We start from the raw sequence: 19,653 nt of genomic DNA on the forward strand, positions 1-19,653 counted from the left end.
CAGCTGTGCCGTGACCGCCGCGGCATCGAGGCCGGGCTGGGTGAGGGCGGCACCGGTGCGGACGATGTTGTCCGCGCCGGGCCGGAGGATCGGGATGTGGCCCGCCACCCGTCTACCTCCACCTGCCCCAAGGGTGCTCTACCAGGGGCTTTACCGTCTTGTCCGGTTTGCGACAACGCCCGGTGCGGCTCGTCGTGACGGCTACTCGGGCGCCGTGCCGCGTACGGCCCAGGCCCGTGCGGTGAGCCGGATCGACCCGCCCGGCTCGACCGGCAGCCGGGTGCCAGCAACTCCCGCAACGAAGGTTCAGCGACGTCGGCGGGCCGGGTCGAGCAGGGCGGGCGGGGTGTCGAACTTCTCGTGCGCGGCGAGGTCGACGCCGGGTGCCACGATCGCGTCGATCGCGTCGAGCACGTCGGCGGAGAGCGCGGTGTCGGCGGCGGCGAGCTGCGAGTGCAGGTGTTCGATCGTGCGGGGGCCGATGATCGCGCTGGTCACTGCCGGGTGCGCGGTGACGAACCCGAGCGCGAGCTGGATCAGGGTGAGCCCCGCCTGGTCGGCAACCGTGGCCAGCTGCTCGACGGCGGCGAGCCGGGCCTGGTTGGCCGGGACGCCGAGGTCGAAACGGGCGGGCAGGATCGCCGAGCGACTGGTGGTGATCTCCCGGCCGGCCCGGATCGCGCCGGACAGCCAGCCCGAGGCGAGCGGGCTCCAGGCGAGGACGCCGAGCCCGTACTGCTCGGTCACGGGCAGGACGTGGGCCTCGATTCCGCGTTGCAGAATCGAGTAGCTGGGCTGCTCCGTGACGTACCGACTCAGGTGGTGCTCCCGCGCGGCCCACTCGGCCTGCACGAGCCGGTACGCGGGGAAGGTCGAGGCGCCGAAGTAGCGGATCTTTCCGGCCCGTTGCAGGTCGGTCAGCGCCGACAGGGTCTCCTCGTCGCTGGTGCTCGGGTCCCACCGGTGGACCTGGTAGAGGTCGACGTGGTCGACGCCGAGACGGCGCAGGCTGTTGTCCAACTCGGTGACCAACCAGCGGCGCGAGCTGCCCCGCTGATTGCGCTCGTCGCCCATCGGCATGCCGGCCTTCGTGGCCAGCACGATGTCGTCGCGGCGGCCGGCGATGGCCTTGCCGACCAGCTGCTCCGACTCGCCCTGGCTGTACATGTCGGCGGTGTCGATCAGGTTGATTCCGGCATCGAGGGCGGCGTCGACGATCGCCGTCGCCTCGTCCTGGGTGGTGTGCCCCAGTTTGCCGAAGTTCATCGCGCCCAGCGCGAGCGTGCTGACCTGGACGCCGGTGCGACCCAAGGTGCGGTACTGCATGTTTTCCTCCGTGACACGGGATCGTGGCTTGGCCGCGGACCAGCCGTTCTGGCATCCTGGCCAAGTGGAACCATGTTCCGCTAACCAACATACGGAACAATGTTCCGTTTGCCAAACGGTGTGACGGAGGTAGCAACACGGTGGCCGAGATCGACAGCGGGCGGCCAGCCCCACGGAAGCGGGCCGACGCCCGGCGCAACGAGGCGACGCTGCTGGACGCCGCCGCCTCGGCCTTCGTCGCCTCGGGGGTGGACGCGCCCGTACGGGACATCGCCGCCAGGGCCGGCGTCGGTGTGGGCACGATCTACCGCCACTTCCCGACCCGCGCCGACCTCATCGTCGCCGTCTACCGGCACCAGGTCGAGGCATGCGCGGAGGCTGGCCCGGCGCTGCTGGCCGAGAGCAGCACGCCGCACGCCGCCCTCGCGCGATGGATCGACCTCTTCGTGGACTTCCTGGTCACCAAGCACGGCCTCGCCGAGGCACTACAGTCCGACAACGCGGCCTTCGAGAACCTGCACGCCTACTTCCTGGACCGCCTCGTCCCCGTGTGCGCCCAACTGCTCGACGCCGCCGTCGCGGCGGGCGAGATCCGGCCCGACGTGACCGCCTTCGAGTTGCTGCGCGGGGTCGGAAATCTCTGCATCGGCGCCGGCGAACCCCGCTACGACGCGCGCCGCCTGGTCGGCCTCCTCGTCGCGGGGCTGGGGCAACGGCACACCGCCGGATAGCTTGGTGATCATGGCGGACTGGGAGATCAGGCCGGCGTCGACGGCGGACGTCGAGGCCGTGGCCGAGTTACGGGCGGTGGTGCTGCGAGCTGATCTGGAGCGGCTCGGGCGGTACGACGAGCAGCGGGTCCGGCAGCGCCTGCGGGACGGCTTCGCACCGGCGTACACCTGGGTTGTCGAGGTGGACGGCGCGTTCGCCGGCTGCGTGGCGCTGCGGCCCGACGTGGACGCCCACTGGCTGGAGCATTTCTACCTGGCCCCGCACCTACAGGGCAGTGGCATCGGCACGGCCGTGCTGCGCGAGTTGCTGGGCCGTTGCGACCGCGACGGCACCTCGGTCCGGCTGAACGTGCTCCAGGGCAGCCCGGCCCGACGACTGTACGAGCGACACGGTTTCACCCTCGAAACCGAGGACCCGGTGGACGTGTTCATGCGACGCGCGCCCGTCAACGAGCCGACGGTGTCAATGTAGCGTTGACAGATGATGTCGGAGCTGGCTCGGCTGGCGGAGGTCCGCGCTACCCGCGCTCGCCTGGACGAGCAGGAGTTGGGCCTCATCGATCGGGCGCGCCACGAGGGTGCGACGTGGGCCCAGGTCGCGACGGCACTCGGCCTCGGCAGCCGGCAGGCTGCCGAGCAGCGTCGACAGCGGCTGGTGGCGGCTCGCTGGTCGCGGCGGCAGCAGCTCGACCTCCGGCTGCCTCCGCAGATCGCGGCGCTGCGGGCAGCGGTGGCCGACCTTGGCCGGTGGATCGGCGCCGATCAGCGGTGGGACAGCCGATTCCGTCGAGCGGCACTCGTGCGGAGCACGGTGGACGCCGCCCTGGATGCCGCCCCGGGCTCGCTGTACGCGCTGGCGCTGCACCTCGCCACCGATCTCGCCGAAGCGGCTGAGCGACTGCCCGCGCCCGCTCGGACCGCCGCGACGAAGATCGACGCCATTCTGTCAACGGAACGTTGACGTAGCCCACCAGCATTGCCTGCTCTCAACTCAAGCTTGAGGATGTGAGTCACCTCGACTCAACTCGGAGTGCTCATGCGTCGCAACGCGGGCCTGTTCGTGTGGATCTCCCTGCTGTCCGGCTTCGGCAGCAGCGCCATGTCCCTGGTCGCCGGCATCTGGATCCTCGACCTCACCGACTCCACCAGCCTCGCGGCCCTCGCCGGGCTCTGCGTGTACGCCCCGGTCCTCGCCGGCCCGTGGCTGGGCGGCCTGCTCGACCGGGCGCCCCGGCGGCCTCTGGTCATCGCCGTCAACCTCATGTTGGCCGCCGCCCTGTTGGCACTCCTCGCGGTGCGCGGGCCGGGGCAGACCTGGCTCATATTCACCGTCTCGTGCGCCTACGGCATCAGCTACGTGCTGATCGACGCGGGCGAGACGGCGCTGCTGCCCTCCGCGCTGTCACCGACGGAACTCGGCGACGTCAACGGGTGGCGTTCCAGCGCGCAGGAGGGCATGAAGCTCGTCGCTCCCCTGGCCGGGGCCGGCCTCTATGCGTGGCGCGGCGGCCACGCGGCCGTCGTCCTCAGCGCGGCCACGCCGGTCCTGGTCGCCATCCTGTACGCGGCACTCCGCCTGCACCGGACACCCCCCGACCAGCCCGCGCGGCACAGTGACGGTCTGCGTACCGGACTGGTGGTCCTGTTCGGACAGCGGGCGACGCGACTGCCGGTCATGCTCGCCGCCGTCTCGATCGCCATGTCCGGCCTCACGACCGCGGCGATCTACGCGATGGTCGTCACGGAACTGCGGCTACCGACGACATTCCTGGGGGTGTTGGCCAGTGCGCAGGGCGGCGGTTCCATCCTCGGTGGCCTGATCGTCGGCCGGCTCATCGCGGCCAGGGGTCCCGTCGCCGTCGGTGTCGCCGGGACGGTGCTGTTCGCGGTCGGTTGTCTGGCCCGCTGCCTGCCATGGTGGCCGGCCACGGTCGTCGGAGCGGTGGTGGCCGGCGTCGGCCTGCCCTGGACCCTGGTCGCGGCGGTGACCGCCGTACAGATGCACACGCCGCCGGCGCTGCTGGGCCGGGTCTCCGCGACGGCGAACACCGCGATGTTCGGGCCTCTCGTCGCCGCGATCCCCCTGGGCTCCGCAGCCGTGCACCTCGGCGCCCGCCCACCGCTCATCGCCGCCGCGGCGATCTGCCTGACCGCCGCGGTGGCGGCCACGTTCCGTCGTTCGTCGACGCCGTACGACGAAACGCCTACCACGCCCACGCCGCGCCGAACGGCCGGCAGCCGCTGACCGGGGTCACCCGCGGACCGGGTGGGTTGACTGAAAGGCGAGTCGGCGGTCCGCGTCGTCGGCGATCTAGTCGAGGATGTCGTCCAGGTCGAGGAATACCGACCACCGCTCACGGCCGGTGGCGTCGGCGCAACGAATCGGACGTCACCCAGCTAGGGTACGACCAACCGCCCTTGATCAAGTGATGAGAAGTAGGTCAGGAACGGCGCTCAAAGCTACTTGTCATCACTTGATCATGGCGCGAGCGGTGGGATTGGTTGATCCCGGCCCGGCCCGGCCCGTGGGCGTGGGCGTGGGCCGGGCCGGGATCATCTCAGCGCACGCCGAACGCGCGGATCACCGTCTGGGTGACGGTGCCGTGCTTCGCCGCATCGGAGGCGGTCGCCCGGACGCTGACGAACCGGGCCGACTTCGGGGCGTCGAGGGTGCCGGCGCGGCCGAGTTCGCGCCACGTACGACCGTCGTCGTAGGACACTTCGACCCTGGTTGCCGCGCCGAGTGGCCTGCCGTCGATCCGGGTCGCGGTGACCGCGAGGCGGGCATGCCGCGACGCCACCCCGGACAGGCTGGTCGTCACCTGGTAGTCGAGTTGCACCAGGTCGAGCGGGGTCTGTTCCACGTGCTCCAGGTTCGGTGCCGGCGAGCGGAAGGACCACTCGGTGTCCGTGCGGGTGCTGTACGGCGTCACGCTGCCGTCGTGGGAGGTGTGCGTGACCAGGCGCAGCGACTTTGCCGCCGTACCGACCTCGGCGACCAGGGAGTCCCCGTCGGCCTTCCCCAGTTCGGTGTCGCCCTCGTAGAGCGCGGTCGTCTGGGCGACCCCCTGGGTCAGCATGCCCTGGTGGTGCGGGTCGCCGTCGCCGAAGGCGGGGAGGCCGAAGACGCCGACGAGTTCACCGATCCGCGCCGGGGCCGGGAACGGGCCGTCGTCGAAGAGCCGTGGCCGACCGACCGGCGCGAACCAGGAGGTGGTCGTGGTACGGCCGATCGGGTATGCCTGTGACTCCGACATGATGGTCATCTCCGGCACACCGGCCTGCTCACGCCACGCGCCGCTGGACACCCAGTCGGTGCGCCGGCCCTGCGCCGGGATGGGCAGGACCGGGCCGAGGAGAGCCGAGCCGGGCCGGTGGGGGTGGGCGTCGCCGCGGGTCAGGTAACCCGTGCCCGCGCTGCGACTGCGGAAGTCCTGCTCCACCCGGGCCAGATCGCGTTCCTTCGGTCGCCAGGTGAGGTCGGCGGGGATCGCGCCGGTGTGCCACCGGTTGAGGTCGTAGACGTAGCGCGGCTCCGGGTGCGACTCCAGGGTGACCGGCGACCGACCCAACCGCGACAGCAGGCGCTCCCCCGGGTCGCGGGCGATGGCGGCGACCGGCAGCGGAGTGCTCGGGTCGCCCACCTCCCACCAGGCGTCCAACCGGCCCGAACCGGTGTTGACGATCAGGAGCATCGTCGCGCCCGCCCGGTGGGCGGCGTCCGCCTGCGCGATCGCCGTCGGAACGTCGACGTACCGGACGACCGCCACCTTGCCGCGAGCCGCCGCGAACGATCCACCCGCCGGGACGAGCACCGCGCCCCGCCGGTAGACGCCCTCGGGAAGTTTCGCCGAGCCGGACTGCGGCAACAGGTCGTCGAAGCGTTCACCGGCCACGGTGAGCGACAACGGCGGCTGCGTGGAACTCCAGCGGGTGCCGAAGGTGAAGTCGCCCTGGGTGACCTTCCGTCCGGTCGGTGTCGCCCAGATGCTGTCGTACTGCGGGCCCACGACGTAGTCGTCGCCGAACGGGTACCTGCCGGGGTGGGAACGGAACAGGTCGACGCGCAACTGCGCCAGGCTGCTCCGCGTCGGGGTCACCGCGCGAGCCTGGGTGAGCTTCCGACCGTCCAGGAGCACGTCGCGGTCGCGGTCGAGGACCACCTCGGGCGCGGCCAGCACGGCGCGGCCCAACGAGTGCGGTCCGTCGGCGCCCGGCACGTCGGCGTACATCCACATCGCCCACGTGCTCGCGGGCAACCGAACCTTCAGCGTTCCGCCGGCGTCCACCTCGTACGCCTTCGGGGCGGTGTCGTTCAGCACGTCCTTAACGATCAGGACGCCGCTGAGCGGCCTGTCGTCCGGGCCCTTGCCGGTCACGGTGAGGTTCGCGTGCTTGGCCTCCCGGTTGAGACCCACGACGGTGCGCAGGGAGATGCCGTCCGGCCCGGTGGCGGTCACCGACCCGATCGCGTACGTGCCGTCCGGCATCGGGTCGAGCGGCGAGATCACCGGTGCCGTGGCGGTTCCTCGCGCGGGCACGGTGATCTGCCGTCGCGGCAGCGTGAAGGCCGGTCCGGCCACCGCGAGGTCGAGCGTCACCGCCCGTTCGCCCGTGTTCGTGTACGTGATCGTCTGCTCGACCTGCTGCCCCGGCGAGTACGGCCACCGCAGTCCGGCGAAGGTGGTACCGGTCGCGAACACCGTCGCGCGCACGGCGGCGTCCACGTCGACGCGACCGCTTCCGGCCCATTCCAGCGAATGCCGTGGGGTTCCCTTGCTGGTGCTCATCAGCGCGTCCTTGAGGCGAGCGCCGGTCCAGTCGGGGTGCACCGCGGCGAGCAGGGCGGCCGCCCCGGCGACGTGCGGTGAGGCCATCGAGGTGCCGCTCATCGTCTGGTACGCGCCCTCGCCCTCGGCCGCGTACTGGGACCTGGCCGCCAGGATGTCGACGCCCGGCCCGGTCAGGTCGGGCTTCGGCGCGTTGTCGCCGTGGCGCGGACCACGGCTGGAGAAGACCGCGAGCCGGTCCTGCGCGTCGACCGCGCCCACGGTCAGCGCCGACGCGGCCGCGCCGGGCGCGCCGACGACCTGGGCGTCCGGCCCGCTGTTGCCGGCGGCGATCACGAAAAGCGTCCCGGTCTCGGCGCTGAGCCGGTCGACCGCGGCGCTGAGCGGGTCGGTTCCGTCGGTCGGACGGCCGCCGAGGCTCATGTTGACCACCCGGGCCCGGGCGGTGCGGGCCGCCCACTCCATGCCGCTGATGATCCAGGAATCCTGGCCCTCGCCCTGGTCGTTGAGCACCTTGCCAATGTGCAGGTCGGCACCCGGCGCCACACCCCGTTCGGCACCGCCCGACGCCGCGCCGGTACCGGCGAGGGTGGACGCCACATGGGTGCCGTGCCCGTGCCGGTCGGTCACGTCCTCGCCGGGGACGAAGCTTGCCGCCTCCTCGATCCGGCCGGCCAGATCCGGGTGTTCCCGGTCGACGCCGGTGTCGAGCACTGCGACGTCCACGCCCACGCCGGTGTCGCCGCCGGCCCACACCTGCGGGGCACCGATCTGCGCGGTGCTCTCCGCCAGCGCGGCGCGTACCTTGCCGTCCAGCCAGATCCGCGAGACACCGCCGCGCATCGACGTGCCCGGGGCGGCGAGCGTCGACCAGAACTCCCGCGAGCGGGCCACGGTGATCGCCGCACCGCCGATGCTCGGCAGCGGACGGACCTCGGCGGCGCTCTTCGGCAGCGCCCGGGCACCGGCCGCGTACTCGACGATCAGCGGAAGCCGGTCGGTGCGCGCGTCGTCGTACCCGTCGGCGATCAGCCGGGTCACGTTGAACAGGTCGTCGTCGAGCAGACCAGACGCGACGAACGGCAGCGCGGCGTCCGGATACGCGTACGTCTCGCCGTCGAAGGTGCTGATGCGTACCCCGCCGGCGGCCTCCACGCGGGTCACCGCCGTGCCGGTCACGGTGACCCGGTCGCCGGTGATGAGCGTGACCGTGCGCGTGGGCGACCCGGCGGCAGGGGCGGCCGCAGCAGCCGGGGCCGGTGTGCTGGGCACCGGGGCGCCCATCGTGGCGGCCGTCAGCACGGCCAGTATCGAATGGACGAGCAACGCGACTCCTGTGCGGTAGGGAACGGGTGGCACAAAGGTTCTAGAGATCGAGTAACGGCACAATCAGCCCGTCCTGGCCACGTTGCGCCACGTCCACTCGGCGACAGTCCGGCGCGACGCGCGTGGATACTGTCTAGTCATGCCGCTCAGTCCGGACGAGGTCGAGGTGTTCGAGCAGTCCAGGGCCCGCCTGGAGGCGATCGCCTATCGCCTGCTGGGCTCGGCCAGCGACGCGGAGGACGCCGTCCAGGACACCTTCCTCCGCTGGCAGGGCACCGACCGGGAGCACGTGGAGACGCCCGCGGCGTGGCTGACGAAGGTCCTCACCAACGTGTGTCTCAACCAGCTGACCTCGGCGCGGGCCAGGCGGGAGACGTACGTGGGCACGTGGCTGCCCGAACCGGTCCTCGCCGGTGACCGGATGCTCGGCCCGCTCGACACCGCCGAGCAGCGCGAATCGGTCTCGATGGCGGTGCTCACCCTGCTGGAGCGGTTGTCGCCCAACGAGCGCGCGGTGTACGTGCTGCGGGAGGCCTTCGGCTACTCGCACGGTGAGATCGCCGAGATCCTCGGCATCACCGAGTCGAACTGCCAGCAGACCTACCGGCGTGCCAAGCAGCACGTCACCGCCGAACGGGCCCGCGCGGAGGTCGACCTGACCACCGCCCGGAAGATCGTCGCGGAGTTCCTCACGGCGGCCAACAACGGCGAGATCCAGCGGCTGGTGGAGTTGTTGACCGAGAACGCGACGAGCCTCGGCGACGGCGGAGGCAAGATCCCGGCCCGGACCACACCGATCGTCGGCGCGCTGGCGGTGGCGAAGTTCCTGCGGGGCCTGTTCAAGCCCGCCGACGTCAAACGGGACCTGGTCGGAGGCAGCCCCGCCGTGCACATCACCACCGCCAACGGCGCTCCGGCGGTGGTGGTCGTGATCGACGACCGGCTCATCGGCGTGATGTCCCTGGAGGTGACGCCCGACGGTGTCGCGGCCATCCACAACCAGGTCAACCCCGACAAGCTCGTCCGCGCCAGCCAGCAGTGGGCCGCCTCCGAGCACGAGGAGCCCACCCTCCACGTCTGGTGATCCAGCTCATAGCCACCTCCTGTCAGGAATCGCGTCGCTGCCCGGTTCAGGAAGCGACCACCACCGAGACAGGAGTGCCCACCATGAAGCACCGCATCGTCGTCCTCGGAGCCGGCTACGCAGGCGCCATCGCCGCCGGGCGCCTCGCCAAGCGGTTGCACCCCGACGACACCGAGATCACCGTCGTCAACGCCGACGCGGACTTCGTCGAGCGGGTCCGCATGCACCAACTCGCCGCCGGGCAGGACCTCAAACCACACCCCCTGAGCAAGGTGTACGCCGGCACCGGCGTCAAGCCTCGGCTGGCGCGGGTCACCGCCGTCGACGCCGATCGCAGGACCGTCGCGCTCGCCGACGAGAACGGCACCGACGAGATCGCGTACGACACGCTCGTCTACGCCCTCGGCAGCGTTACCGCCGACCACGGCGTCCCCGGGGTCGCCGAGCACGCGTACGACATCGCCGGCAGGCCCTCGGCGCTGCGGTTGCGCGACCGCCTCGCCCACCTCCCGGCCGGCGGGACCGTGCTCGTCGTCGGCGGCGGCCTCACCGGCCTCGAAGCGGTCACCGAGATCGCGGAGACCCGGCCGGACCTCGACGTCGCGCTCGCGGCCCGGGGCGGTCTCGGCGACTGGCTCAACGACAAGGCGCAGCGGCACCTGCGCGGCGTCTGCGACCGGCTCGGCATCACCGTGCACGAGCACACCGACATCGCGCGGGTCGACGCGACCGGTGCGGTCACCCGCGACGGTCGGGAGATCCCGGCCCAGGTGACGGTGTGGACGACCGGCTTCGCCGTCCACCCCATCGCGGCCGCCACGACCCTGGCGGTCGCGGACACCGGCCAGATCATCGTCGACCCCAGCATGCGGTCGGTCTCACACCCCGAGGTGTACGCGGTGGGCGACGCCGCGATCGCCGCAGGACCGGGCGGCAAGCCACTGCGGATGTCCTGCGCCTCCGGCATCCCAATGGCCTGGCAGGCCGCCGACGCCATCGCCGCCCGCCTGACCGGTCGGGCGAAGTTCCCCAAGGCCCCGCTGCGCTACTTCAACCAGTGCATCAGCCTCGGCCGCCGCGACGGCATCATCCAGTACGTGACCGCCGACGACCGGGCCAAGCCGTCCCTCCTCACCGGGAAGCTTGCGGCCCGCTACAAGGAGTTCGTCTGCACGGGCGGGGCCTGGAGCATCGCGCACCCGGTCCTGTACCCGGTCCGCCGCCACCGCGTCGTCCTCGACCGAACGGAGATCCGCACGGGCGCGTCCTGACCGGACGTGCGCGAGCCCCAGGCTGTCGCAGTGGCGGCGGCGCATGCGGAACGTGCTCCTTCACCTGGTTGTCCAGGTGCGCAGCAGTCGGGCGGGCCGGAGTCCCGCTGGGGATCGGCCCGCCCGCATTCGCCCGAAGTCGACTACCAGCCGTGGCCCCAACCGGCTTGAGCCGGCGCGGCCATCCAGGTGACCGCCAGGATGGCTCCGAGGGCCGTTGCGTAGATGACACGACGGATTCGCATGAAGTCTCCCTCTCACAGGTGGGTGCCGCCGTTTGAAGAGGCGACAGTGCTGACCGATCCGTGGGGCCCTCACGTGTCGGCGAATTCATCACCCATCTTGTTCGCCGGCGTCCTGGGTGATTGGACGTCAGCGTATTGACGCCAGCTCGGAGTTCGCTACGGTCGATGCCTGTTCCGATCAGCCGCGCACCTGTCCAGGCTGCTCACGGGCCTGTTCGGACCTGTTCGCGCACTCGGACCGGCTGCGTCTGCTCGACCAGTTGCACCAGCACCAGCGCCGTCCTCTTGTCGGGCTGCACAGAAGCAGTGCGGATCAGGTACGTGCCAGCCGCCACGTCGACCGTGAGGTGGGCGGTGTGTGGCGGCGGAGCCGGGAGCAGGCGAGCCCGAGGCTGCGGTGGGCGTGGCCCTGCCCGGCCTGATCCCCGATGTGGGACGCGGCGGCGAGAGCGATCCGCTGCGTGCCGAGCCAGTCCTGCCAGTACCCCTGCCGGTGCAGGAAGCCGGCCATGGTCCAGGCGAGCCGCCAGGCGTGTCCCTCGAACCCGCGCCGCGCCGCGAGCGGTACCGCGGCGAGCAGGACGGGGAGTTCGGCGGTGAACCACGCCGTGGCGGCCACCTTGCTTCTGGGACGTTCCGGCGTCACGCCCGCCCGCGGCGGCGCGAGGCTGATCTCGCTGAAGTGCGGGTGCAGCACGAGGTCGGCGGCGTGGGCGGTGTGCAGGCAGTGGTCGAGCAACCGGTGGACGGCGGCATCACGTTCGGCCGCTGGCTCAGCCTCGTCGGCGAGACCGGCGGCGTACGCGCGCAGCAGATCGTGGAACGCGTATCGCCCGTACGTGTGCTCGGTGAAGAGGTTCGCCCGGGTCAGCTCGGTGAGCACCGGACCACTCGCCTGTGGCGCGACGCCGGCCAGGCTGGCCACGGCCGGGGCAGAGACGTCCGGGCCGGGATGCAGGCTCAGCAGCCGGAACAGCCGGGCCGCAGGTGGGCTGAGCGTCCGGCACGACCAGGAGAACACGGCCCGGACGTCGGTGGCCTCGTCTCCCCCGTCGAAGGCGTCCAGGTCGCTCAGCTCGCCGGCGACGGCGTCCAGGTCACGCAGCTCGCCGGCGACGGCGTCCAGGTCACGCAGCTCGCCGGCGACGGCGGCCAACGAGAAGTGCCGGTTGGTGGCGGCTCTGGCCGCGACGATGGCCAGGGCGATGGGCAGCCGGGCGCACCGCTCGGCGATGTCGTCCGCCGCAGCGGGTTCGGCGGTGACCTGACTCTCCCCGAGTCGACGGACCAGCAGGTCGCGGGCGTCGTCCGGGCTCAGCAGGTCGAGGGGCACCGGTTGGGCGCTTTCGGTGACGACCAGCGGGACGAGCTGGTCGCGGCTGGTGACGATCGCGAGGCAGTCGGGTGAGCCGGGCAGCAGCGGCCGGACCTGTTCCGCGTCGCGCGCGTTGTCCAGCACGACAAGCAGGCGCCTGCCCGCGACGGTCGTGCGGTACAGGCTCACCATCGCGTCCGGGTCGCTCGGCATCCGGGCCGCCGCGACGCCGAGCGCCTCCAGGAAGCCGTGCAGCGCCCGAGCCGGCTCGGTCGGTGTGGCCCCCGGGTCGAAACCGCGCAGGTTCACGTAGAGCTGCCCGTCGGGGAAGCGCTCGGCCGCGCGGTGCGCCCAGTGCACGGCAAGCGCGGTCTTGCCCACGCCCGCGGTTCCGGAGATCACGACGGTGCCGCCCCGGTCGACGAGCGCGTCGAGGGCGACCAGTTCCGCGTCGCGTCCGGTGAACGTCGGCACGGAAGGAGGCAGCTGCGCCGCCACCGGCACCTGGGCTGCCGCCGCTGTCGGAGCGGGTGCGGCGATCGCGGTGTCCTGGCGCAGAATGGCGCACTCCAGATCCCGCAGCCGCAGACTCGGGTCGATGCCGAGGTTCTCCCGGAGCGTGTCGCGCAGCCGCCGGTACGTGGCGACCGCTTCGCCCTGGCGGCCGTCGCGGTACAGGGCGAGCATCAGCTGCGCGTGCAGGTGCTCGTCGAACGGATGCTCCCGGACGAGCCGTTCCAGTCCGGGGACGAGCCGAGCGTGTTCGCCGACGGAGAGCCGGGCCTCGGCGAGCGCTCGCTCGGCCTCCAACCGCAGGCGTGCCAGGTGTTCGGCCTGCTCCTCGAGCCAGGGTGACCCGGCCACGTCGGCCAGCGGCGGTCCACGCCAGAGCGCCACCGCAGCCGTCAGCTGTGCCACCTGCTCGGTGCGGTCCGTCGACCGTCGGGCCAGGTCGAGGAGGCGCTCGGCGGCCTGGACGTCGGTGGACTCCGGCCCGGTGTCGAGTACGTAACCGGGCTGGCGTACCACGATCGATCCAGGCTCGCCGAGCACTCCGCGCAGGTAGGAGACGTGGCGCTGCAACGTGTTCGCCGCGGTGGCCGGCAGGTCGTCACCCCAGACCACGTCGATCAGCCGGTCGACGCTCACCACCCGGCCCGCGTGCAGCGCCAACGTCGCCAGCACCGCCCTGCGACGCAGGCCGTTCACCGCCTGCGGACCGTCGGCGACGACCACCTCCACCGGCCCGAGCAGCCGCACCCGTACGCCCGTGCCAGCCATCGAGGTCACCGGGTCAGGCTAGTTCCGCAGCCCGGCACGCTCGATCTGTTCGTCGCGCAATGGACACGATCAACGGCTGAGCTGGTCGATCAGCCGGTGTACTTGCCGTTGCGGGTGTCCCCCGCCGTGCCGTCGTAGTGCACCTTGCGGTAGCGGTGCACCGAGCCCTTCTTGACCGCCTGCCAGTGGAAGGACGCCACCTCGTAGTCGTGGTGCTTGTAGTAGTCACCGAACGACTTGTAGTAGATCCGGTGTCGGGCGTACCCGCCACAGTTGGCGAGGTAGCTGTAGGAGTACATCTTCATCCCGCCGAAGTCGGACGAGTAGTACGTCCTCGCCGGGTGCCACACCGACGACGGATTCGGGTATCCGGGGAACTCGGCCCAGTTGTACGAGTTCCAGTACAGGTCCCAGCAGGTCATCGTCGCCGCTGTGGACATCCCGCTCGACGTCGGCGCCACAAGATCGTCGGCGACGACCGGGGACGCCACGATGGTCCGGTAGGCCAGCTCCGGTGGGGTTGGCGTGCCGGCCGGCGGTTCCGACAGCAGCACGCGGGGCACCGGCACGGACCTGGGCGTGATGGTCAGGTAGGTCTGCAACATGCTCTGCTTGTCGTCGTACGTCAGGGGTGCGTTGCGGCCCATCTCGCCGTCCTGACGAAGGCCCCAGTCGCCGGACAGCTCGTCGCGGGAGAACACCACCCGCACACCGTTGCGGTAGCCCAGCCGCGCCAGCTCGACGTCGCGGTCCACGGGCTCCTCGTCGTACACCCCTGGGCCCGCCCCGCCGGCGGCGCTGACCGGCGTGGCGTTCCACGCGGTCAGCGTCGGCAGGACGACCAGCACCGCGAGCAGTGCGCGTCCCGACAGCACTCTTGCCATCACAACTCCTCACCCGATCGATTACGAGACGCGGACCCGGACGGTTCGCGCCTCGGCGTTCCCGGGGTCATCCTTCGAGGCGAGGTTCAGAGCGTCGTCAAGGTGGCGTCAAATACGCCGTGTTTCGGTGTCGTAACGGCGACGCTCCCGTATGCGTGGCCGTCCGCACAGCGCCCAATGAGACATGGACCAGCCTCGACCGGAAGGTCTCGGATGAACGCCCAGACGGATCGCGAGTGGAGCCGGCGGTGCACCGTCGTGGTGGCCGCAGCCGGGTACGGCAAGACCTTCGCCGTGCGAGGCTGGCTGGGCGACCGCCCGGTGCGGTGGTGCGACGGCCCGGACGTGGCCGCTCTGGCGACCACCGGGCCGGAGTGGATCACCGCCCTCGGTACCCGATCCGTGATCGACCTGCCCGCCGACGAACCGAGCTGGCTCATCCTCGACGACGTTCCACGGCTCTCCCGCCGACGGCTACAGACCCTGCTGGACACCCTGGAACAGCTTCCCCCACAGCTCAGGGTCGTCCTGGTGACCCGGCACCCGCCACCACTGCCCCAGCGGCAGTCGGGGTTGCTCGCCGAGCACGGTCCGACGGATCTCCGGCTGTCGCCCGACCAGGTGGCATCCGTACTCGCCGCCGACCACGGCCTGACCGACCCGGCGCTCGCGACCCGGATCCACGCCGCGACCGGTGGCTGGCCGGCGCTGGTCACCTTGGCCGCCCGAGTGGCCGCTGCCGCCGGCACGGACTGGGACGACCCGGCTGAGCCGGGGACACCCCTGGAGTCCTATCTGGTACGGGAGGTGTTCGCGGAGCTGCCGCCCGAGGTCCACCGACTGCTGCGGGACGCGGCGCACCTCGACCCGATCCACCCCGATCTGATCGGCTTCCTCGGGCACCGGCACGGGGTTCATCGGCTCGACCAACTGGCCCGCACCGGCATTCTCGTCCCGGCGAGCGCGGGCGGGCACGCGTACCGGATGGTGCCGGTCGTCGCCAGCGTCGCCCGCCGCCATCTGCCCTTGGGTCCGGCGGCGACGGAACACCTGCACGCGCGAGCCGCAGCCTGGTACGCCGCGCACGGGCACCTCGTCCCGGCCCTTCGGTCGTACCAGAAATCCGGTGTCGCCGAGGCCGCGGCGCTGGTCCTCGCCGACCACGGCGCGGAGCTGATCGCGTCGGGCTGCGCCGAGGCCGTCGTCGACGCCTACCAGGCCCTACCCGAGCACGCCCGGTCCTGCGGGCTGCGGCTGCTCTACGGGGAAGCGCTACAGATGGGTGGCGACTTCGACGCCGCACTCGCCGTGTACGCCGCCTTGGACGACCGGCGGACGGCCCTCCCGGCCGGGCTCGCCTGGCAGTACGGCCTCGTGCACTACCTGCGCGGCGAACCGCAGGCCGCGCTCGAGGTCTTCCAGCGCGGTGTGCTCGACCCCCAGCCGTCCACCGACAACGCCCGGTTGCTCGCCTGGACCGCCTCGGCGCAGTGGACGACCGGGGACGCCGAGGCGTGCCGGCACAACGCCGAACGTGCCCTCGCGGCGGCGACAGCCGTCGGCGGCGACGCGGCACTCGCCGCCGCGCACACCGCGCTCGCCCTCGACGCCAAGCTGCGCGGTGATCGGCCGGCAGCCGACGAGCATCACGAGAAGGCGCTGCGGGCCGCCGAGGCGGCGCGCGACACCATCCAGGTGACCCGCATCCGCGCCAACCGCGCGTCCGCCCTGGTCGGCGAGGGCCAGTACCTCGAAGCGCTGGCCGAGGTGCGACCCGCGGTGGAGTTGGCCCAGACCAACGGGCACGCCGCGATGCTCGCGCTGGCGCTCTGCAACGAGGGCGCGGCCTACTTCCACCTCGGTCAGCTCGCCGAGGCCACCGAGTGTTACGAACGTGCCGTGCCGCTCCTCCAGCGCATGGGCTCCCGCAAGGTGGCGTACCCCCTGGTGGGGATAGGCGACGTGCACGCGCTGCGGGGCCGGACCAACCTGGCTCGCGCGGCGTACGAGGAGGCGCTGCGCGCCAGCGAACCCGTCGACGACCATCAGATTCAGGTGCCGGCGCTCGCCGGACTGGCCCGGGTGTTGGCCGCCGAGGACGGTGCCACGGCGTTCGCCCTGGCACAACGCGCCGTAAAACTGGAACGCGGCCCGGACTCGGCGACCGCCCGACTCGCGCTCGGCTGGGTGGCGCTGGAGATGGGCGACCACGAGCGGGCCGCCGAGGTGGCGCTGATGGCGTCCACCGCCGCCCGACTGCACCGTGACCGCGCGGCGCTCGCCGAGGCGCTGGAGCTTCGCGGGGCTGCCGCCACCGACGCCGACGACACCCGCCAGGCCTGGCGGGAGGCAGCGGCGACCCTGCGCGACATCAGGTCCGCCGTGGCCGCGGACCGACTCGCGGTGCTGCTCAGCCGGCTCCCCGGGGCGGATCCCCAGGAGCGGGTCAACGCCCAACTCGCCGCCGAGCGGCTGACCGGTGCCGGCGTACCGCCGCCGACGCTCAGCCGGCAGAGCACGTGCCGCGTCGCACAGGTCACCGTCCGCACCCTCGGACGCTTCGAGGTGTTCGTGGACGGCTCGCAGGTGCTGGCCACCGCCTGGCAGTCCCGCAAGGCACGAGACCTGCTCCGGATCCTCGCCGCCCGACGCGGTCGCGCGGTGCCCCGGGAGCAGCTCGGCGAGATGCTCTGGCCCGCCCAGGACCCGGAGCGGGTCGGCCACCGGCTGTCCGTGGCGCTGTCCACCCTCCGCGGCGTCCTCGATCCGGAGCGCCGTACGACGACGGACCACTTCATCATCGCCGCGCACCCCAGTCTGGCGCTCGACGTCGATCACGTCGAGCTGGATGTCGAGGAGTTCCTCACCGAAGCCGCACACGGCTTCCGGCTGGCAGAGCACGGCGAGACCGATGACGCGCGCGCCACGCTCCTCCTCGCCGAGCAGCGTTATCGGGGCGACTTCCTGGAGGACGAGCCGTACGACGACTGGTCCCGTCCGACCCGCGAGGAGGCACGTCGGGTCTACCTGCGCGTCGTACGCAAGCTCGCCTCGCTGGCCCGCGGCGTCGACGAGACCGTCCGCCACCTTGGCCGCGCTCTCGAACTGGAGCCCTACGACGAGGGTGTGCACGGCGAGTTCGTCCGGACGTTGACGGCTGCGGGCCGGCACGGCGAGGCCGCCCAGGCGTACCGGCGCTACGTGGAGGCGATGTCCTCGATCGGCGTACCGGCCCGGACGCGAGGCGAGCTGTGCGGCGCCGTCTGCGCTGGCGATACCCCCCAGGGGTAGCTTAGGCTGTCCAAATGCGGGAACGAGTTTTCCTCGTCGTCGGATACGACGGGGCAGAACTGCTCGACATCGCCTGCGTCACGTCCAGTCTCGACATCGCCAACCGGATCGGCGCCACGCCGCCGTACCAGATCGTCCTGGCCACTCCCGGGCAGCGCGAGATCAGCTGTGACTCCGGATTGCGACTGGCAGGTGAGGTGGCCCTGGAACGGTTCACCGGGCCGGTGCACACATTGCTGGTGAGCGGTGGCCGCGGCCACGAACGGGCAGCGGCGAGCCCACACCTGGTCGGCCACGTCCGACGGCTGGCCGGCATGGCGGAGCGGGTCGCGTCGGTCTGCACCGGGTCGACGGTGCTGGCCGAGGCCGGTCTGCTCGGCGGCCGGAGGGCCACAACCCACTGGATGTACGCCGACCAACTGGCGGCCCGGTTTCCGGACGTGCGGGTCGACGCTGAGCCGATCTACGTCCGGGACGGCAACATCGCGACCTCCGGTGGCGTGACGAGCGCACTGGACCTGACCCTCGCCTTCATCGAGGAGGACCACGGGCCGGCACTGGCCCGAGGAGTGGCGATGGGCACGGTGGCGTACCTGCAACGGCCCGGCGGGCAGGCCCAGATGAGCATCTTCCTGGCTCGCCGGGTCAGCGACGACGACATGGTCCGCGGAATCAGCGACCACATCGTCAGCCACCTCGCCGACGACCTGGGCACGGCGGCGCTGGCGCGGCTGACCGGGGTCAGTGAGCGCCACCTGTCGCGCCTGTTCGCCGAACATCTCGGGCAGACCCCCGGGCGCTACGTGCGCCGGGCACGCACCGAAGCGGCTGCGCACCTGCTGACCTCCACCGACCTGACACTCCTTGCCGTGGCAAGACGATGCGGGTTCGGCTCAGCCGAGTCGCTGCGGCAGGCATTCGTCGATCGGTACGGCGTACCGCCCTCCCGCTTCCGGACGATGCAGGTGGCAGCGCGCACGGCTTGATCCCAGGGCGTCGGCCACGCGTCCCCGCTATTCGGACAGAGTCGGTCTCCGGGCGCTGTCACGCACGGCGACGCCGGCAGGATCGAGGCATGATCCGGCAGTTCCCAACGCGCTGGCCGCGACCGGTCGTTCGATGGCCCGTCGCGGTGGCACTCGTCGTCGTCGCGGGTGCGGTCACCGTGATCACACTGGTGAACGAGCACGCCGAGTTGTTCGGCCCGGCGGTGGCCACGATGGCGGGTATCTACCTCATGGCGTACGCGATCGGCAGGCCGCGGACCGTGTGGCTGGCCTTCGCCATCCTGAGCGCCGTGGTGACCGGCCTGCACCTGCTGGCCCGCCTGGGCCCAGTGCCGGTCGACCCCGCGGTGGGCATGACGCTGGTGCTGGTGCCGTTGTGGGTGTGGGCGGCAGCCCGGCACCGATCCACCCGCACTCGGACCCTCTCGGTGCAGACGGCTGGCATGCTGGCCTTCGGCGCGATCACCCTGCTGACCGCGACGACACAACCGCAGGTGGGCACCGCCGTGGCCGGCCTCGGCTTCCTGGCACACGGCCTCTGGGACGCGTACCACTATCGCGCCGACCTGGTGGTGAGTCGCTCGTGGGCGCAGTTCTGCGCGGTCGTCGACCTCGGCGTCGGCATCGCGCTGGTCGTCGCCTCCGCAGGATGAGGCGTTGGACCCCGCACGTGCCGGTCTTCGTGCTCACCCACCACGACCGGGAGCCGCAGCCAATGGAGGGCGACACCACGTTCCACTTCGTCAGCGACGGGATCGTCGCGAGCGGCGAGTACGGTCCTGCACGTGACCTACCGCGTGCTGCCCGATCCACTCGGGATCCGGGAACTCGGGCGAAACGCGGCCCTGGACAACTGGGTGAACCTGTAGCTCTCAGTTCTGAATCCGACCCGACCCAAGGCCCACCCGAACACCCATCTTGCGTGCTCACACTGTCACCGAAAGTGATTAGATCAGCGGACTGCGGACCCCGACGGACAGAACAAGCCCCCTCGCCCGACGTGCCGGTAGCATGACTTTGGGGAGTTTGCGCAGGCCACCAGCATGATCGTTGATCAATCGCGATATTGTGGACGGTGAGGCATCTACATTCACCCCTCGCC

13 protein-coding genes are annotated in these 19,653 nt (G+C 71.6%); 9 read left to right on the forward strand and 4 right to left on the reverse strand.

Annotation, left to right across the window (positions count from 1 at the left end):
- Positions 1-306 precede the first annotated feature (306 nt).
- Entirely contained in the window at positions 307-1,326 is a 1,020-nt protein-coding gene (locus ABGB10_RS04375; protein WP_347659542.1) for an aldo/keto reductase, read from the reverse strand.
- Between the two features lie 140 nt (positions 1,327-1,466).
- On the opposite strand from ABGB10_RS04375, the gene ABGB10_RS04380 reads away from it, so the two are divergent.
- From ABGB10_RS04380 to ABGB10_RS04395, 4 genes are all read left to right on the forward strand, one after another.
- Complete coding sequence (locus ABGB10_RS04380) at positions 1,467-2,057, forward strand: helix-turn-helix domain-containing protein (RefSeq protein ID WP_347659543.1); 591 nt, start codon at positions 1,467-1,469, stop codon at positions 2,055-2,057.
- 10 nt (positions 2,058-2,067) lie between these two features.
- Positions 2,068-2,529: a GNAT family N-acetyltransferase gene (locus tag ABGB10_RS04385; RefSeq protein WP_347659544.1), complete on the forward strand. Its 462-nt coding sequence runs from the start codon at positions 2,068-2,070 to the stop codon at positions 2,527-2,529.
- A gap of 9 nt (positions 2,530-2,538) precedes the next feature.
- Entirely contained in the window at positions 2,539-3,018 is a 480-nt protein-coding gene (locus ABGB10_RS04390; RefSeq protein ID WP_347659545.1) for a hypothetical protein, read from the forward strand.
- Between the two features lie 75 nt (positions 3,019-3,093).
- Positions 3,094-4,302, forward strand: a complete 1,209-nt coding sequence (locus ABGB10_RS04395; protein ID WP_347659546.1) for an MFS transporter — start codon at positions 3,094-3,096, stop codon at positions 4,300-4,302.
- A 313-nt stretch (positions 4,303-4,615) separates the two neighbouring features.
- Here the strand turns inward: ABGB10_RS04395 and ABGB10_RS04400 are convergent, their stop codons facing one another.
- Positions 4,616-8,173 carry a S8 family serine peptidase gene (locus ABGB10_RS04400; RefSeq protein ID WP_347659547.1) on the reverse strand — a complete coding sequence of 1,186 codons (3,558 nt, stop codon included), beginning with the start codon at positions 8,171-8,173 and terminating at the stop codon, positions 4,616-4,618.
- A 139-nt stretch (positions 8,174-8,312) separates the two neighbouring features.
- Here ABGB10_RS04400 and ABGB10_RS04405 point away from each other — a divergent pair, with 139 nt between their 5' ends.
- Positions 8,313-9,257 (forward strand): RNA polymerase sigma-70 factor, encoded by a 945-nt coding sequence (locus tag ABGB10_RS04405; protein ID WP_347659548.1) that lies wholly within the window; start codon positions 8,313-8,315, stop codon positions 9,255-9,257.
- An 83-nt stretch (positions 9,258-9,340) separates the two neighbouring features.
- Entirely contained in the window at positions 9,341-10,528 is a 1,188-nt protein-coding gene (locus tag ABGB10_RS04410; protein WP_347659549.1) for an FAD-dependent oxidoreductase, read from the forward strand.
- A 558-nt stretch (positions 10,529-11,086) separates the two neighbouring features.
- On the opposite strand, the gene ABGB10_RS04415 is transcribed toward ABGB10_RS04410, so the two are convergent.
- The gene (locus ABGB10_RS04415; RefSeq protein ID WP_347659703.1) at positions 11,087-13,369 is read right to left on the reverse strand and encodes a BTAD domain-containing putative transcriptional regulator; all 2,283 of its coding nucleotides are present in this window, start codon (positions 13,367-13,369) and stop codon (positions 11,087-11,089) included.
- Positions 13,370-13,458: 89 nt separating this feature from the next.
- Positions 13,459-14,253 (reverse strand): hypothetical protein, encoded by a 795-nt coding sequence (locus ABGB10_RS04420; protein WP_347659550.1) that lies wholly within the window; start codon positions 14,251-14,253, stop codon positions 13,459-13,461.
- Positions 14,254-14,466: 213 nt separating this feature from the next.
- Here ABGB10_RS04420 and ABGB10_RS04425 point away from each other — a divergent pair, with 213 nt between their 5' ends.
- From ABGB10_RS04425 to ABGB10_RS04435, 3 genes are all read left to right on the forward strand, one after another.
- A complete protein-coding gene (locus tag ABGB10_RS04425; RefSeq protein ID WP_347659551.1) occupies positions 14,467-17,544 on the forward strand; it encodes a BTAD domain-containing putative transcriptional regulator in 3,078 nt (1,025 codons plus the stop codon).
- Positions 17,545-17,558: 14 nt separating this feature from the next.
- Complete coding sequence (locus tag ABGB10_RS04430) at positions 17,559-18,530, forward strand: helix-turn-helix domain-containing protein (RefSeq protein WP_347659552.1); 972 nt, start codon at positions 17,559-17,561, stop codon at positions 18,528-18,530.
- Between the two features lie 89 nt (positions 18,531-18,619).
- Complete coding sequence (locus ABGB10_RS04435; RefSeq protein WP_347659553.1) at positions 18,620-19,204, forward strand: hypothetical protein; 585 nt, start codon at positions 18,620-18,622, stop codon at positions 19,202-19,204.
- Positions 19,205-19,653: the final 449 nt, after the last annotated feature.

It is taken from the genome of Micromonospora sp. B9E7, assembly GCF_039871815.1.
In the GTDB taxonomy this organism is placed as follows: Bacteria; Actinomycetota; Actinomycetes; order Mycobacteriales; family Micromonosporaceae; genus Micromonospora.

Excerpts from the sequence above, each read along its gene's own strand:
- ABGB10_RS04375 (WP_347659542.1), bottom strand. The coding sequence starts at position 1,326 with ATGCAGTACCGCACCTTGGGTCGCACCGGCGTCCAGGTCAGCACGCTC.
- ABGB10_RS04385 (WP_347659544.1), top strand. The coding sequence starts at position 2,068 with ATGGCGGACTGGGAGATCAGGCCGGCGTCGACGGCGGACGTCGAGGCC.
- ABGB10_RS04390 (WP_347659545.1), top strand. The coding sequence starts at position 2,539 with ATGATGTCGGAGCTGGCTCGGCTGGCGGAGGTCCGCGCTACCCGCGCT.
- ABGB10_RS04395 (WP_347659546.1), top strand. The coding sequence starts at position 3,094 with ATGCGTCGCAACGCGGGCCTGTTCGTGTGGATCTCCCTGCTGTCCGGC.
- ABGB10_RS04405 (WP_347659548.1), top strand. The coding sequence starts at position 8,313 with ATGCCGCTCAGTCCGGACGAGGTCGAGGTGTTCGAGCAGTCCAGGGCC.
- ABGB10_RS04410 (WP_347659549.1), top strand. The coding sequence starts at position 9,341 with ATGAAGCACCGCATCGTCGTCCTCGGAGCCGGCTACGCAGGCGCCATC.
- ABGB10_RS04415 (WP_347659703.1), bottom strand. The coding sequence starts at position 13,369 with ATGGCTGGCACGGGCGTACGGGTGCGGCTGCTCGGGCCGGTGGAGGTG.
- ABGB10_RS04420 (WP_347659550.1), bottom strand. The coding sequence starts at position 14,253 with ATGGCAAGAGTGCTGTCGGGACGCGCACTGCTCGCGGTGCTGGTCGTC.
- ABGB10_RS04425 (WP_347659551.1), top strand. The coding sequence starts at position 14,467 with ATGAACGCCCAGACGGATCGCGAGTGGAGCCGGCGGTGCACCGTCGTG.
- ABGB10_RS04430 (WP_347659552.1), top strand. The coding sequence starts at position 17,559 with ATGCGGGAACGAGTTTTCCTCGTCGTCGGATACGACGGGGCAGAACTG.
- ABGB10_RS04435 (WP_347659553.1), top strand. The coding sequence starts at position 18,620 with ATGATCCGGCAGTTCCCAACGCGCTGGCCGCGACCGGTCGTTCGATGG.